Genomic DNA, 14,915 nt, shown 5'->3' on the forward strand with positions numbered 1-14,915 from the left:
CTGCGGCTATCACAGGCAGCAAAGCCGTGCTTCCGCCGGGATATTCAGCCTGCAAGCAGTCCGCCTGTTACACCCGGTCCATTCCGAAATGAATGAGCTAACGGTTGGAGGCAAGACGCTGCCTCACGCTTCGAATGAGGTCGGCAATCCGGCCTTCCAGCTTGTGAATCTCTTGCTTGTGTCCGACGATTTGCCGGGAGAGGGTCAGAAGTGTCGATAGTGATGCGACAGCGCCGCTTGCATCGTCTTTCCTTGCTTGCTGATTCAGGCTTTTCCATGAGGGAGGGATCTGCTTGTTCGCTGCAGAGGCCGCCTGCTTCAAGGTCTTAATCTGTTGATCAAGCGGACGAATGCCGTTCAATTCTTCCCGCATCGCTTTTATTTTCTTGTTAGCTTCGGTTTTAGCCGCCCGCAGGGCGGCTTCTTTCGTCCGAATGTCCTGCCTTGCAATCTGGACGGCTGTTTTCATCATGTCTGCCTGCATGGCGAGCAGCGCGTTGAGATCCTTGTTCTTCAGCTTTCGCGCAACTTTGATCTGCTTGTTTAGCGCTGTATATTGATCGAGTAAAGGCTTGTAGCGTTCTTTGGTTTGCGTGAGCTGGAGCTGAAGCCGCTGCAGCTTGGCGGCATCTACATTCCGGATGTCCCGGCGAAGCGCTGCCTCCGCTTTCGTATTGGCCGAGCTCAGTGTCTTGATGCGGCTGTCCCAGTTCTGCTCTTGCTTCTGTGAAGCAAGAAAATCGTTATAGAGCGTATTGATCCGGTTAGCTGTCGAGGGCCCGGCCCGGTGTGCCGTGGCATCCAGCGCTTTCTTGGCGGTGGCGGATAACTCCATATACGCGGCCCATCCCGGTGAGGGGGCGGCCATTAGGCAGAGCAAAGCCAGTACTATTACTGCAATATTACGAATTATCATCAATTGAATCCGTCCTTTCCGGTTTGTCGGTCCATGCAATGAAAAAAAGCACCTGCAGGAGAAGGCTCATAGCGGCCTTCTCCTGCAGGTGCTTCCTGCGTGGATGAACAAACGAACATTTGTTTTGTAGGTAAAATATACCTGATATCAATAGGATCGTCAAGGGTCTTATTAAGCGATCTTGAATTGGATTTTCCCAAAGGGCGCTCCCTTCGAGCGACGTGTTAATGAGCGTAAGAGAACCGCATTTTTGATCGGATTGAAGTCCAATAAAATAGGGTTGCAATCCGACAAAAAATGGCTATACTAAAAACATGAAACGTTTCATGTTTGAGTTTGAAAGGAAATAAGGACCATGGCGGGAACGATTAAAGACATTGCAAAGCACACAGGCCTCTCGTTAGGAACGATATCGAAGTTTATTAACGGCGGGAGAGTGCGCGAGGCAAACCGGGACAAAATTGAAAGGGCTATCAAAGAGCTGGATTTCCATGTCAATGAAATTGCCCGCGGCTTGAAGACGAGCAAATCGAAGACGATCGGCATTATCATTCCATCGATGGAGAACTTCTTTTGCACCAGCTTGATCTCCCGCGTGGAGAAGCATCTGTCCAAGCACGGGTACAGCGGCATCATCTGTGATTATCAGGAAGATCCTCAGATGGAAAAGGAGAAGCTGGTCTTCCTCATTAACAAAATGGTGGACGGGATCATTATCGTTCCCTCCGGCGATACGCAGAAGGAAATTCAACAGGTATTGGACCGGGGAATCCCGGTTGTGACGGTGGACCGTATTTTGCCTGATATTGCATGCGATAGCGTGGTTGTCGATAATTTTAAAATATCCGGCGAGGCGGTCGAATATTTCGTCGGACAGGACCACAGGCGGATCGCAATCATCTGCGGACCGAGAAATATCAGCACGGCGGAGGAGAGGCTTAACGGCTACCTGGCTGTCCATGAGAAGTTTCGATTAACGGTGGATCCGGATTTGATCCAATTTGGCGATTACTATATGCAAAGCGGCTATGAGCTCTGCCGCAGGCTGCTTGATCTGCCCGAGCCGCCGACTGCAATATTCGCCACCAACTACGATATCACCTTAGGTGTCATCAGCGCGTTGAATGAGAGGAATATCAGGATTCCGGAGCAATTATCCCTGATCGGCTTTGACAATTTGAATCTGTCCAAGGTGATCAAGCCGGCGCTTTCCTTGGTTGTCCAGCCGATGGACCAGTTAGCGGACGCGACGACAAAGCTGATGCTGGAAAGACTCGAGGGTACATTGCAGGGCATTCCACAGCTTGTTAAATTTGAGGCTGAGCTAGTGATCAAAGATTCCGTTATAAGCCCGTTACACAAATAAATGCCAAGCTTTATCCATCCGTTTTAAGGTGGAGAGCCCCAAGAAATGAGAACGCTTACCTTATGAAATGAAACGTTTCATTTTTGGGTGCGGCCTCCAAAAGCCGGCGGCAGCTGGTTCTGCTTGTTTTTGAAATAACGTTCATAAGGGAGGACTATTTGATGACAAATTATTGGGTTGGGGATCTGCCGCGCATCGGCATTCGTCCGATTATCGACGGCAGAAGAAGAGGGATCCGGGAGTCGCTTGAAGAGAAGACGATGAATATGGCCAAATCGGTGGAAGCGCTGCTGAAAGAGCATCTGCGATATCCTAATGGCGAGACCGTGGAGTGCGTCATTGCCGATACGACGATCGGAGGCGTGACCGAAGCGGCCCGCTGCGCGGATAAATTCGCCAAGCACAATGTGGGATTGACGATCAGCGTGACGCCTTGCTGGGCATACGGATCGGAGACAATCGATATGGATCCGATGATTCCGAAGGCGATCTGGGGTTTTAATGGTACGGAAAGACCAGGCGCGGTATACTTGGCAGCCGCACTGGCCGCGCATAACCAGAAGGGGCTGCCGGCATTCAGCATCTATGGCAGAGAAGTGCAGGACATCGATGACAACTCCATTCCGGAGGATGTGAAAGGGAAATTACTGCAGTTCGCCAGAGCCGGATTGGCGGTTGCCCTGATGAAAGGGAAGTCCTATCTTGCGATGGGAAGCGTATCGATGGGAATTGCCGGTTCGATCGTGGATGCTCCGTTTTTCCAAAAATACTTGGGCATGCGCAACGAATATGTCGATATGTCCGAATTCACCCGGCGCATCGAGGAAGAAATCTATGATCCGGAGGAATTCGCGAAAGCTTTGAAATGGACGAAGGAGAACTGCACGGAGGGCGAGGACCAGAACAAGCCGGAAAAACAAAGATCCCGGGCGGACAAAGATAAAGATTGGGAAACCGTCGTCAAGATGACGCTGATTGCCAGGGATTTGATGATCGGGAATCCCCGCTTGAAGGAGCTGGGCTTCGAGGAAGAGGCCGAGGGGCATAACGCTCTGGCGGGAGGCTTCCAGGGCCAGCGCCAATGGACCGATCATTTCCCGAACGGCGACTTTATGGAGGCGATACTAAACTCTTCTTATGATTGGAATGGCATTCGCCAAGCGTATATGTTTGCGACGGAAAACGATGCCCTCAACGGTGTGTCGATGCTGTTTGGCCACTTGCTGACGAATACGGCGCAGCTGTTCGCCGATGTCCGCACCTACTGGAGCCCGGACGCCGTCGAGCGGGTAACGGGCGCCAAACTGAGCGGGAAGGCTGCGGGCGGCTTAATCCATCTGATCAACTCGGGATCGGCGACCTTGGATGCGACAGGCAAGCTCGAACGAGACGGCGAACCGGTCATTAAGCCGTTCTGGGAGATCACGGAAGAAGAGGCGGCGGCGTGCCTGAAGGCGACAACCTGGTATCCGGGGAATACCGAGTATTTCAGAGGCGGCGGCTATTCATCCAAATTTGTGACAGAAGCTGAAATGCCGGTGACGATGTGCCGGTTGAATCTTGTAGAAGGTCTGGGTCCGGTGCTGCAAATTGCCGAAGGATATACGGTTAAGCTGCCGCGGGAGGTTCACGACGTATTGGATGCCAGGACGGATTATACGTGGCCGACGACGTGGTTCGCGCCGAATCTGACCGGCCGCGGGGCATTTAGGGATGTCTACTCGGTGATGAATCATTGGGGAGCCAATCATGGATCGATCAGTTACGGCCATATCGGCAAGGACCTGATCTCCTTGGCGGCAATGCTCAGAATACCTGTGTCGATGCACAATGTGAAGGAAGAGGATATTTTCAGGCCCAGCACATGGAATGCATTTGGAACGGATGGGCTTGAGGGCGCTGATTACCGGGCATGCGAAACGTTCGGTCCGTTGTACGGCAGAAAATAAACGGATACCCTAAACGATAAAGATCCTTGACCGACATGGCTGAGGATCTTATCGTGTTATGGATCACAAATAAAGGAATGATTGCACATGTATAAACTTCTGCTCGTCGATGATGAGGCTTTGGTACGCGAGGCAATCAAAGAAAATATGCGGTGGGAAGAGCTCGGCTTCGAGTGTGTGGCGGATTGCGAGGACGGGGCCAAAGCGCTGGAATCCATTGAAGAGCTCCGCCCTGACATCCTTTTAACCGATATTTGTATGCCTTTTGTCGACGGCTTGGAGCTGACAAGGCAGGTGACGATGAAATACCCGAATATAAAAGTGGTCATCTTAACCGGGCATGACGATTTCGATTACGCGCAGCAGGCGATTAAGTTAAGGGCTTGCGATTTTATTTTAAAACCGATTACAGCTGCGGAGCTGGGCAATGTACTGAAGAAGCTGAAGATCGAGATGGATGAGGAATTTAAGCGGAAACGGGATTTCGATCTTTTAAAGCAGCAGCTTAATGAGAGCCTTCCGCTGCTGCGTGAACGGTTTTTGGAACGGCTGACGGCATCGCGGCTGACGCAGCAAGAGATCGACGAGCGGCTGGACTACTTCAACCTTTCACTTCGAGGTCCCTATTTTATCATCGTTGCTGTGGATGTTGACGATTTTCTGATCGACGGCTCGCAGCCTTCCGTGAAAAGCAGAGAATTAATGCGATTTGCCGTTTATAATATCGTTCAAGAAGTGGCGGACAGAGAAATGGGTGCTACGGTCTTTCGAAACCGGGACGAGAAGGTGTTGGCGATTTTGTCGGGGCAGAGCCCGGAGCAGCTGCAGGAGCTGGCCTTCCACGCATCGGAGGAGATCAGGCGATCGATATCCTCCTATCTGCCGCTAACGGTTTCGATCGGAATCGGGCATTGCTGCCCGTCATTAAGCACGCTTCAGCAAGCGAGCGAAACTGCATTATCCGCACTCGATTACCGTTTTTTGCTTGGCAACAACGAAGTGATCAGCCTATCGGATATGGAGAGGCGGCATCGATCGGCCGCATTGCCGGCAACGGATTGGGATAAAGAACTGGTATCACGGTTAAAAACCGGCTCGGAACAGGAAACAGACGATCTGATTGAACGGATTTTTGCAAGCTACCGGGATTATTTCCTGACCGTTGATACGTGTTATATCCATATTCAGAGGCTGGTCCTCTCTCTCATCCATACGATAACGGAATTGGGAGGGGAACCGGCGGAGGTGTTCGGTTCGAAAGTGAATCCGCTGGTCGAAGTTCAGCGCTATGCCACGCTGGACGATATCGAACGCTGGATGAAGGAACAATGCCGTGCAGCCGTAGGGGCGGTTATGAGCATCCGGGAGGATTTCAGCACCCATCAGGTCATTAAAGCGCAGGAGCACATCAAGCAATCATTTGCTGACCAACAATTGACCCTCAAGAAGGTCTGCCACCATGTTTCCATGAGCACCAGTTATTTCAGCACGCTGTTTAAAACCCATACCGGCAAAACCTTCATTGAGTTTTTAACACAGCTAAGAATCGAAAAAGCGAAGGAACTGCTGAAGCTGACCGCATTGAAAAGCTATGAAATTGCCGACCAGGTCGGCTTTAGCGATCCCCATTATTTTAGCGTCACCTTCAAGAAATTCACCGGCTGCACGCCTACGGAATACCGTCAACAAAAACTCATGTGAAAAGTGTGATGAGACATGAACAGCTGGCGCTTCAAAAGCATTCAATCGAATATAACGCTCGCCTTTGTCCTGCTGATCGTGCTGACCTCACTCATTTTGAGTCTGGTCTCGTATTATTTGTCTAAAGAGGCGGTACAGACGAATGCGCAGCAATATACAACGGAATTGATCAAACAGGTCAACACCAATATTCAAACCTATGTCACCAGCATGAAGAATATTGCCAATCTGGCGGCGAGCAACCGTGATATCCGGGCCTATTTATCCGGGGAGCAGACCGGCACGCTTGTAGAGAAGCAGGAAGCGGAAGCGAAAATCTCGGATTTTTTCCACTCGATCCTCATCTCCCGCAGCGATATCGCCTCGATTAATATTTTCGGTTATGAAGGGCAGTTCGTTACCGGGCGGCAGAATGCCCGTTTAAATCCGAATATCGATGTCACCACGCTGCCGTGGTACAAAAACGCACTGCGTGCCGAAGGAGAGAATGTGATCTCCTCCTCCCATGTGCAGCCGATATTTGAAGATGAGTACCGCTGGGTCGTTTCCTTAAGCCGGGAGCTTAGGAGCAGTGACGGGACGCACGGACTCGGCATCTTGAATGTCGATCTGAATTTTAGCGTCATGAATAACATGTTCAGCACGATCAACCTCGGCAAACGCGGTTATCTGTTTATTGTCGATGAGAATGGGAATATCGTCTATCACCCGCAGCAGCAGCTGATATACAGCAATCTAAAGACGGAGAGAATCGACCAGGTGCTGGCAACCCGCAGCGGCAGCTTCATGACGGAAGAGGGAGCGGACAGCCGGATGTACACGGTGCAGGATTCCGGGTTCGGATGGAAGGTTGTCGGCGTATCGTATGTGAAAGAGCTTGTGAGCAATAAAAATGAAATGCAGCTTTCTTTTTTGGCGCTGGGCTTAATCTGCGTTGTGATTGCGGTCATGCTGTCGGTCTTCTTGTCGGGCAGATTATCCAAACCGATCAAACAGCTGCAGGAGCACATGAAAGAGGTAGAGAAGGGCAACTTTGATATCCAAGTCCCGGTCAGCTTTACGAAAGAAATCGGCAGGCTGGCCCGCACATTCAACCTGATGGTGGCGAAGATTAAAGAGCTGATGGATCAGGTGGTCAGAGACCAGGAGCTCAAGCGGAAGAGCGAGCTTAACGCACTGCAGGCGCAGATCAATCCGCACTTTTTGTATAACACGCTGGATTCGATCGTCTGGATGGCCGAGAGCAAAAAATCCGAAGAGGTCGTGCTGATGACCTCCGCACTCGCCAAGCTGTTCCGTGCATCGATCAGCAGAGGAGAGGAGCTCGTCCCGATCCGCACGGAAATGGACCACATCACGAACTATTTGACGATCCAAAAAATGCGTTATAAGGACAAGATAGATTACGAGGTTCGGATTGACGAGGCGATTCTAGGCTATAAAACGATCAAAATCATCCTGCAGCCGATTGTTGAGAACGCGATCTACCATGGTTTAAAGATGCAGCAGGGCGTTGGTAAAATAACGATCATGTCGGAGGAGACCGACACGGACATTTTGCTCTTTGTTATCGATAACGGAATCGGGATGGATGAAGAGAAGATGCGGTCGCTGCTGATGAGGGATGCCCGGCGCGATAATGGCCGCGGGGTCGGCATTCAGAATGTACATGACCGGCTGCAGCTGTATTTCGGCAGTGAGTATGGATTAACGTTTGAGAGCGAGCCTGGGGAAGGGACGACGGTAACGATCCGGATGCCCAAGCTGCATGAATCGGCGGGGAGGCGGGACAGTTGGGAAAGCGAATCATGAGCATACGGGCAGTCCTGCTGCTGCTTCTCGCGGCAGGGGGAGCGGCAGCCGTCATGTACGGCATTCATTATTTCTCCGGTCAAATGAATGCCAAGCCCAAACAGATTACGGTTGTGATTAAATCGATGGAGCAGAGCATGGAATTTTGGCAGGTGCTCAGCGATGGCGTGCAGGTAGCAGCGAAGGAGTTCGGGGTTAAGGTGAAGGTTGTAGGCCCTCCTACGGAGTCCGACATCGAGGAGCAAATTGCCATATTGGAGCAAGAAATTCTCGCACGGCCCGGTGCAATCGTAATGGCCGCGACGGATGTGAACCGGCTTGTACCGGTGGCCGAGAAGATCAACCAAGCAGGAATCAAACTGCTGACGCTGGATTCCGGCATTAACAGCAAGCTGCCGCTGAGCTTTATTGCGACGGATAACATCGAGGCGGGCAAGAAGGCTGGCCAAGCGATGAAGGAGCTGCTCGGAGGTTCGGGAAGAGTGGCGATTATCAGCTTTGTTCAGGGGACCGCGACGCAGATCGACCGGGAGCTGGGCGTGCGGTCGGTGCTGGAAGAGAATGAGGATATCGATGTCATTGGCACCTATTACAGCGATGGCGTGGAGCAAAAAGCGTTTGACACGACAAAGCGGCTGCTGCTGGAGCATCCGGACCTTACGGGGATTGTGGGCTTGAATGAAACCTCTACCGTGGGGGCGGGTAAGGCGATCAGGGAGCTTGGTCTGGCAGGGGAAGTCAAGCTGGTCGGGTTTGACAGCTCGATTAATGAAGTGAAGCTGCTTGAAGAAGGCGTCATGCAGGTGACGGTCATCCAAAAGCCATTCAATATGGGGTATTTAAGCGTTAAAGCCGCCCTGCAGACGATTAACGGAGAAAAGGTTCCACCTATAATCGATACAGGATCGGTTGTCATTACAGAACAAAACATGTATAGCGATGAAAATCAAAAGCTGCTGTTTCCCTTTGTGGATCGGTAGTTTTTTTTCGTAAAATTTTCTACTAACTAAAGAAAATATTCAATGTAAGCCCTTTCAAGTAAATGGTAAAGTGAAAAATATCAGCAAGAAAGAGCTCAGGAGGAGAGGTGGTCAAATGAGCGAGGTCCTTGTACAGATGGAAGGGATTCATAAAAGCTTCGCCGGCGTGCAGGCGCTGAAGGATTGCCGCTTGGAGTTAAGGGCCGGAGAAGTGCATGCATTGGTCGGCGAGAACGGCGCAGGCAAGTCGACCTTGATGAAGGTGCTGACCGGCGTTTATCAAAAGGATGAAGGACAGGTCATTTACAGAGGCAAAGAGGTGGATATCCTGAGCACGAGAGCGGCTCAGGAGCTCGGAATCAGCATGATTCACCAGGAGCTGAATCTGGCACCCGATCTAACCGTTGCCCAGAATATATTTATCGGCCGCGAGCCGAGAAAAGCCTGGCGGCTGTTTCTCGATGAGAAAGCCATGAATGAGCAGGCAAGAGCATTATTCCAGCAAATCAATCTGGATCTTGACCCGCGTACCCTGGTATCGGAATTAACCGTCGCCAAGCAGCAGATGGTGGAAATCGTTAAGGCCATTTCCTATGAATCGAAGGTGCTCATTATGGATGAGCCGACCGCAGCGCTCAGTGATGCCGAGATTGAAGACCTGTTTCGCATGATTGAAGATTTGCGCGGCAAAGGGGTAGGCATCGTCTATATTTCCCACCGTATGGTGGAATTGAAGCGCATTACGGACCGGATCACGGTGATGCGGGATGGAAGCTACATTGATACCGTTCCGACGGAAGAGGTCTCGATCGACCAGATTATCGCGATGATGGTGGGCAGGCAAATCTACCATACCTCCACACCGGATCCACGACAGGAAAACAACGAGATTGTACTGGAGGTAAAAGGACTTAATCGCGGCAAGCAGCTGAAGGATATCAGCTTCCAGCTTAAAAAGGGAGAAATTCTTGGCGTAGCAGGCTTGGTGGGAGCGGGGCGTACGGAAGTGGCAAGGGCCATCTTCGGCGCGGATCCGATCGATTCGGGAGAAATCTACATTCACGGCAAGAAAGTGAGCATTGCAGGTCCGCATGAGGCGGTCCGGCAGGGAATCGGATACTTGTCGGAGGACAGGAAGCAGTATGGCTGCCTGCTCGATATGGATGTCAAAGCGAATGTGGCGGTCGCGTCATTGCGCAAATTCTCCAAGGGCTTCGGATGGATGAACGATACGGATATTGCTAACGTGTCGGATAAGGTGGTCGACGAATTGAAAGTCAAGACGCCGAGTATCCATCAGCCGATCAAGTTCCTCTCCGGCGGCAATCAGCAGAAGGTCATCATTGGGAAATGGTTGACCCGGGATTGCGACATCCTGATTTTCGACGAGCCGACGCGCGGCATCGATGTGGGTGCCAAGGGTGAGATTTACAAGCTGCTTGATACGCTCGCCAGGGAGGGCAAATCGATTATTATGATCAGCTCGGAGCTGCCGGAAATTCTGCGATTAAGCCATCGCATTCTGGTGATGTGCGAGGGTCGGATTACAGCTGAGCTGGGGAACCATGAGGTCACGCAGGAGACGATCATGAGCTATGCCACGAAGCGCGTAGGATAATGTTTAATTCAGACAAGGGGGGAGCCGGATGAAAGAGACGTCAGTGAAGAAATCGATGGCGTTCAACTCCGCATTTTTACAGCAGTTTCTTGCCTTCGGCAGTTTAATTCTATTAATTGTATTCTTCTCGTTATCATCGAGTAATTTCTTTCAATTCTCGAATATTATCGGGATTCTGTTATCAACGGCCGTTATCGGCGTGCTTGCCCTGGGTTCTACCTTCGTCATTATTACGGGCGGCATTGACTTGTCCGTCGGAACGGTGATGACACTGAGCGCTGTCATGACCGGGGTATTCATTACCGTGTGGGGAATGCCGGTTCCGCTGGGCATCTTGGGCGGCATTATGACAGGTGCGCTCTGCGGTTTATTATCTGGCGCCGCAGTCGCCCGAATGAAAATTCCGCCGTTCATCGCCACGCTGGCGATGATGATGATCGCCAAAGGACTGGCGCTCATCATCTCCGGCACGAAGCCGATTTATTTTACGAACACACCGGGCTTCTCCGACATTTCACTTGGTTCGCTGATCGGAAAGGTCATTCCCGGCTTCACGATTCCTAATGCAGTGCTGATCTTCTTCCTGACAGCAATTATCGGCAGCATCATTCTATCTAAGACCATTATCGGACGTATGAATTTTGCGATTGGCAGTAATGAAGAAGCGACCCGCTTATCCGGGGTCAACGTCAACTACTGGAAAATCGTCATCTACACCATTACGGGTACATTTACCGGACTTGCGGGCGTTCTGATGGCCTCGCGCCTGAATTCGGCACAGCCTGCGCTGGGGATGGGCTATGAGCTGGAAGCAATCGCTGCGGTTGTCATTGGCGGCACATCGCTGAGCGGCGGTAAAGGGACGATCGTCGGAACGGTGATCGGCGCCCTGATCATGAGCGTGTTAACGAATGGCCTGCGCATTATGTCCGTTCCGCAGGAGTGGCAGACGGTCGTTGTCGGCTTTGTCATCATCCTGGCGGTATATGCGGATATCTTAAGAAGACGGAAGGCCTAGGCGGATTCGGTATGATCTCCGAGCATGGAGATGACATACAACAAAACAAACACATACGGTAAAAGGGGAGATTCGAATGAAGAAGTTTTCACTTGTCTTGGTTTTGATCATCACGCTTATTGCCCTTAGCGCTTGCGGTTCATCAGGTACAAATACGAACACAGGCACCAACCAAGGCGGCAATACAGGAGGCACGGAGACGGCTGCAGGCGGCAATGCGAGTGAACCCGCATCGACAGGCGATAAATTGTACATTCCTGTTATCTCCAAAGGATTCCAGCATCAATTCTGGCAGGCGGTAAGGCAGGGAGCGGAGAAGGCGGCAGCCGAGTTCGACGTGGAAATTACGTTCGAGGGTCCGGAGACGGAAGCACAGGTGGATAAACAGCTGGAGATGCTGCAGGTCGCCCTGGATAAGAAACCAAGCGCTATCGGGTTCGCGGCACTCGACAGCCAGGCATCCATTCCGCTGCTGCAAAGAGCGCAAGAGGCCAATATCCCAGTCATCGCTTTTGACTCCGGCGTAGAAAGCGACATTCCGCTGGCAACCGCTTCGACGGATAACATCGCGGCTGCAGGGCTGGCAGCTGACAAAATGGCGGAGCTCATCGGCGGCGAAGGCGAAGTGGCCATTATCGTACACGACCAAACGAGCCGTACAGGAATTGACCGCCGCGACGGATTTAAGAATACGATCGAAGAGAAATACCCGGATATTAAAATCGTTGACATTCAATACGGCGGCGGCGACCATTTGAAATCAACGGACTTGGCCAAAGCAATCATGCAAGCGCATCCGAACTTAAAAGGCTTCTTCGGCGCCAACGAAGGTTCGGCAATCGGCGTATTAAATGCAGTCAACGAAATGCAGATGGCAGGTAAGGTGGTTGTGATCGGTTATGATTCCGGCAAAGCGCAGATCGATGCGATCCGCAGCGGTGCAATGGCCGGCGCGATCACGCAAAATCCGATCGGTATCGGTTATGAAACGGTAAAGGCCGCTGTTCAAGCAGTCAAAGGAGAGACCGTGGAAAAAGAAATCGATACCGGGTTCTACTGGTACGACAAAACGAACATTGACAACGAAGAAATCCAAGCCGTGCTCTACGAATAATCAAAAGGAGCAAATGATTGAGGAAGAAGCCGATCCTCAGACGTTTGCTCTTTTTTTTTCAAAATGAAATCGCATGGGAGGCATCGCAGTTATGGAATTGTACGTGGACACAGCAAACATCGGGCAGATTAAAGAGGCGGTTAGCCTGGGCATCCTGGAGGGGGTCACCACAAACCCGTCAATAGTGGCGAGAGAAGGCCGGCCATTCAAAGAACTAATTCAAGAAATCGGAAGCATCGTCCCGGGAAAAGTATGGTGTGAGGTCGTCGCCACGGAAGCGGAAGGAATGGTTCATGAAGCGCGGGAGATCTCGACCTGGGTACCCAGGGCCGTCGTCAAGCTGCCGATGGGCGCAGAAGGCATTAAAGCGGCAAGCCGCTTAGCCCAAGAGGGCATTGAGACGAACATGACCCTTGTGTACTCTGTTCCCCAGGCTATTCTCGCGGCCAAAGCAGGGGTGAACTATGTTAGTCCGTATCTGGGCAGGGTAGATGATACAGGCTGGTCGGGCGCCGATTTCATCCGCGGAATCGTGAATGCATACCGGATGCTCGGATTCGATACAAAGGTCATTGCGGCCAGCATACGCGGTCCTAGACAAGTGCTGGATGTGCTGCAGTTAGGTGTGGATGCGGTAACGATGGCCTATCCGGTATTGATGTCCATGATGCGGCATCCAATGACGGATATTGGCTTGCAGCAGTTTCTGAAAGATTGGGAAGATGCAGGTCTGTAAAAAGGAGGACAATGATGGCCGAATACATTCTTGCTCATGATCTTGGCACCTCAAGCCATAAATGTACGGCCTTCGACCGGCATGGACGCATTGCTGCATCCGCATCATTGACTTATCCGACTCATATCGGGCATGGCGGTGAAGTTGAACAGCATCCCTCCGATTGGTGGCATGCGGTAGCAGTTACAACAAGGAAGGTTCTGGACAAAATAACTCCAACGTCGATAGCCGCCATTTCATTCAGCGGACACATGATGGGAGGGTGCCCGATCGGTAAGGACGGCACGCCCCTTCGGGCTTCCTTGATCCATGCCGATACACGCAGCACCGTATTGGAGCGGTATGTATTTGAACGGGTGGATAAAGACCTATTCTACTCCGCAACCGGCAATCGGATTGACAGCCACTATCCGTTATTAAAGATGTTATGGTTGAAAGAAAACGAGCCTGAAATTTACCGCAGTACGGCATATTTCCTGCAGGCCAAAGATTATTTGGCTTACCGGATGACAGGACAATTAGGCGTGACTGATTTCTCCGATGCTTCTTTAACGGGAATATATAATGTGAATGAGGCGGCATGGGATGAAGCGATCCTACGGGAGCTGGGTCTGGAACCGGAATTACTGCCCGAGATTCTTCCGTCTGCATCGATAATTGGCCCAGTATCTCAAGCTGCTGCTCATGAGACGGGGTTGTTGGCCGGCACGCCAGTCGTGCTTGGCGGGGGAGACGGTGCTTGCGCGGCGGTCGGGGCAGGCGCCTTGGAGGCCGGCGATGGATATATTAATATGGGGACGACAGCTTGGGTCTCCAAAGCTGTGCGTCAACCGCTATTGGATGAACAACAGCGGGTCTTCACGATGTGTGGGCAGGACGCTGATTCATACCATGCATTAGGCACGATGCAAACGGCCGGCGCCGCTTATGAATGGGCGGTGAAGGTGATCGGTGGCGGAATCTCTTATGCACAAGCAGAAGCTGAAGCCTCTCGTGTACCATGGGGCTCAGAGGCCATTATCTTTCTTCCTTATTTATTAGGTGAACGCTCTCCCATTTGGAATCCGCATGCCAGAGGTTTGTTCTTTGGTCTGGACGCTGGTCATACGCGCGGCCACCTGCTGCGGGCGGTGATGGAAGGGATCGGTTACCACCTGCGTTCCATTGCCGATTGTTTGGATCCAGACCGGAAAGTTAAGGCCTATCAAGTGATCGGAGGGGCGGCCAGAAGCCAAGTGATGCAGCATATCTTATCCACTGTGCTGGAAACCCCAATTCGCATGAATGAGCATACCGTCGAGGCAAGCTCATTGGGGGCAGCCATGATGGGGGGTGTGGCAGTGGGTTGGTTTGCGGATTATAATGAAGCGAAGCTGCATATGCTCTCACCTGGTGTGAGCTGTCAGCCGGATAAGAGAGGTTCCGGCGTCATGCGGAAAGGTTATCTTCTGCAACAAAGACTGTATGAAAAGCTGATAAGTGAGTACGATGTTCTGGCTGAACTAAAACAGGAATGGAACAAGCAGTTGTCACAGGGCTAACCCGGTGGCGGCTGCTTTTTTTAATTGCTAATGTCAGCCGCTTTTGCTTGCTGTATATTATATCCAATTTTATGATTGACGGCTTGGCGAACGGGTAAAAAGTAAAGTAGTGTGTCCGTGGGGCGATGTACTCGAAACTGGCCGCAGAATATGCAACAACCATA

The 14,915-nt window shown here is 51.5% G+C and carries 11 protein-coding genes; 10 read left to right on the forward strand and 1 reads right to left on the reverse strand.

The window, feature by feature from the left end:
- Nucleotides 1-97 precede the first annotated feature (97 nt).
- On the reverse strand, nt 98-916 hold the full coding sequence (locus IEW11_RS11795) for a hypothetical protein (RefSeq protein ID WP_188531267.1): 819 nt from the start codon (nt 914-916) through the stop codon (nt 98-100).
- Between the two features lie 355 nt (nt 917-1,271).
- On the opposite strand from IEW11_RS11795, the gene IEW11_RS11800 reads away from it, so the two are divergent.
- The 10 genes from IEW11_RS11800 to IEW11_RS11845 all read left to right on the forward strand — a co-directional run bounded on the left by IEW11_RS11800 (nt 1,272) and on the right by IEW11_RS11845 (nt 14,751).
- Nucleotides 1,272-2,282: a LacI family DNA-binding transcriptional regulator gene (locus IEW11_RS11800; RefSeq protein WP_229725189.1), complete on the forward strand. Its 1,011-nt coding sequence runs from the start codon at nt 1,272-1,274 to the stop codon at nt 2,280-2,282.
- A gap of 161 nt (nt 2,283-2,443) precedes the next feature.
- Entirely contained in the window at nt 2,444-4,231 is a 1,788-nt protein-coding gene (locus IEW11_RS11805) for an L-fucose isomerase (protein WP_188531268.1), read from the forward strand.
- An 87-nt stretch (nt 4,232-4,318) separates the two neighbouring features.
- Nucleotides 4,319-5,932, forward strand: a complete 1,614-nt coding sequence (locus tag IEW11_RS11810; RefSeq protein WP_188531269.1) for a response regulator — start codon at nt 4,319-4,321, stop codon at nt 5,930-5,932.
- 15 nt (nt 5,933-5,947) lie between these two features.
- Nucleotides 5,948-7,744: a cache domain-containing sensor histidine kinase gene (locus IEW11_RS11815; protein ID WP_188531270.1), complete on the forward strand. Its 1,797-nt coding sequence runs from the start codon at nt 5,948-5,950 to the stop codon at nt 7,742-7,744.
- Nucleotides 7,726-8,724, forward strand: a complete 999-nt coding sequence (locus tag IEW11_RS11820) for a substrate-binding domain-containing protein (protein ID WP_229725191.1) — start codon at nt 7,726-7,728, stop codon at nt 8,722-8,724. The genes IEW11_RS11815 and IEW11_RS11820 overlap by 19 nt, the downstream gene beginning before the upstream one ends.
- Nucleotides 8,725-8,839: 115 nt before the next feature.
- Complete coding sequence (locus tag IEW11_RS11825) at nt 8,840-10,342, forward strand: sugar ABC transporter ATP-binding protein (protein ID WP_188531271.1); 1,503 nt, start codon at nt 8,840-8,842, stop codon at nt 10,340-10,342.
- Nucleotides 10,343-10,370: 28 nt separating this feature from the next.
- The gene (locus IEW11_RS11830) at nt 10,371-11,360 is read left to right on the forward strand and encodes an ABC transporter permease (protein ID WP_188531272.1); all 990 of its coding nucleotides are present in this window, start codon (nt 10,371-10,373) and stop codon (nt 11,358-11,360) included.
- Nucleotides 11,361-11,436: 76 nt separating this feature from the next.
- Entirely contained in the window at nt 11,437-12,474 is a 1,038-nt protein-coding gene (locus IEW11_RS11835; protein WP_188531273.1) for an ABC transporter substrate-binding protein, read from the forward strand.
- Nucleotides 12,475-12,565: 91 nt separating this feature from the next.
- Nucleotides 12,566-13,210, forward strand: a complete 645-nt coding sequence (gene fsa, locus IEW11_RS11840; RefSeq protein WP_188531274.1) for a fructose-6-phosphate aldolase — start codon at nt 12,566-12,568, stop codon at nt 13,208-13,210.
- Nucleotides 13,211-13,224: 14 nt separating this feature from the next.
- The gene (locus IEW11_RS11845) at nt 13,225-14,751 is read left to right on the forward strand and encodes a xylulokinase (RefSeq protein WP_188531275.1); all 1,527 of its coding nucleotides are present in this window, start codon (nt 13,225-13,227) and stop codon (nt 14,749-14,751) included.
- Nucleotides 14,752-14,915 lie beyond the last annotated feature (164 nt).

The sequence above is a fragment of the Paenibacillus abyssi genome, from assembly GCF_014640295.1.
In the GTDB taxonomy this organism is placed as follows: Bacteria; Bacillota; Bacilli; order Paenibacillales; family Paenibacillaceae; genus Paenibacillus_D; species Paenibacillus_D abyssi.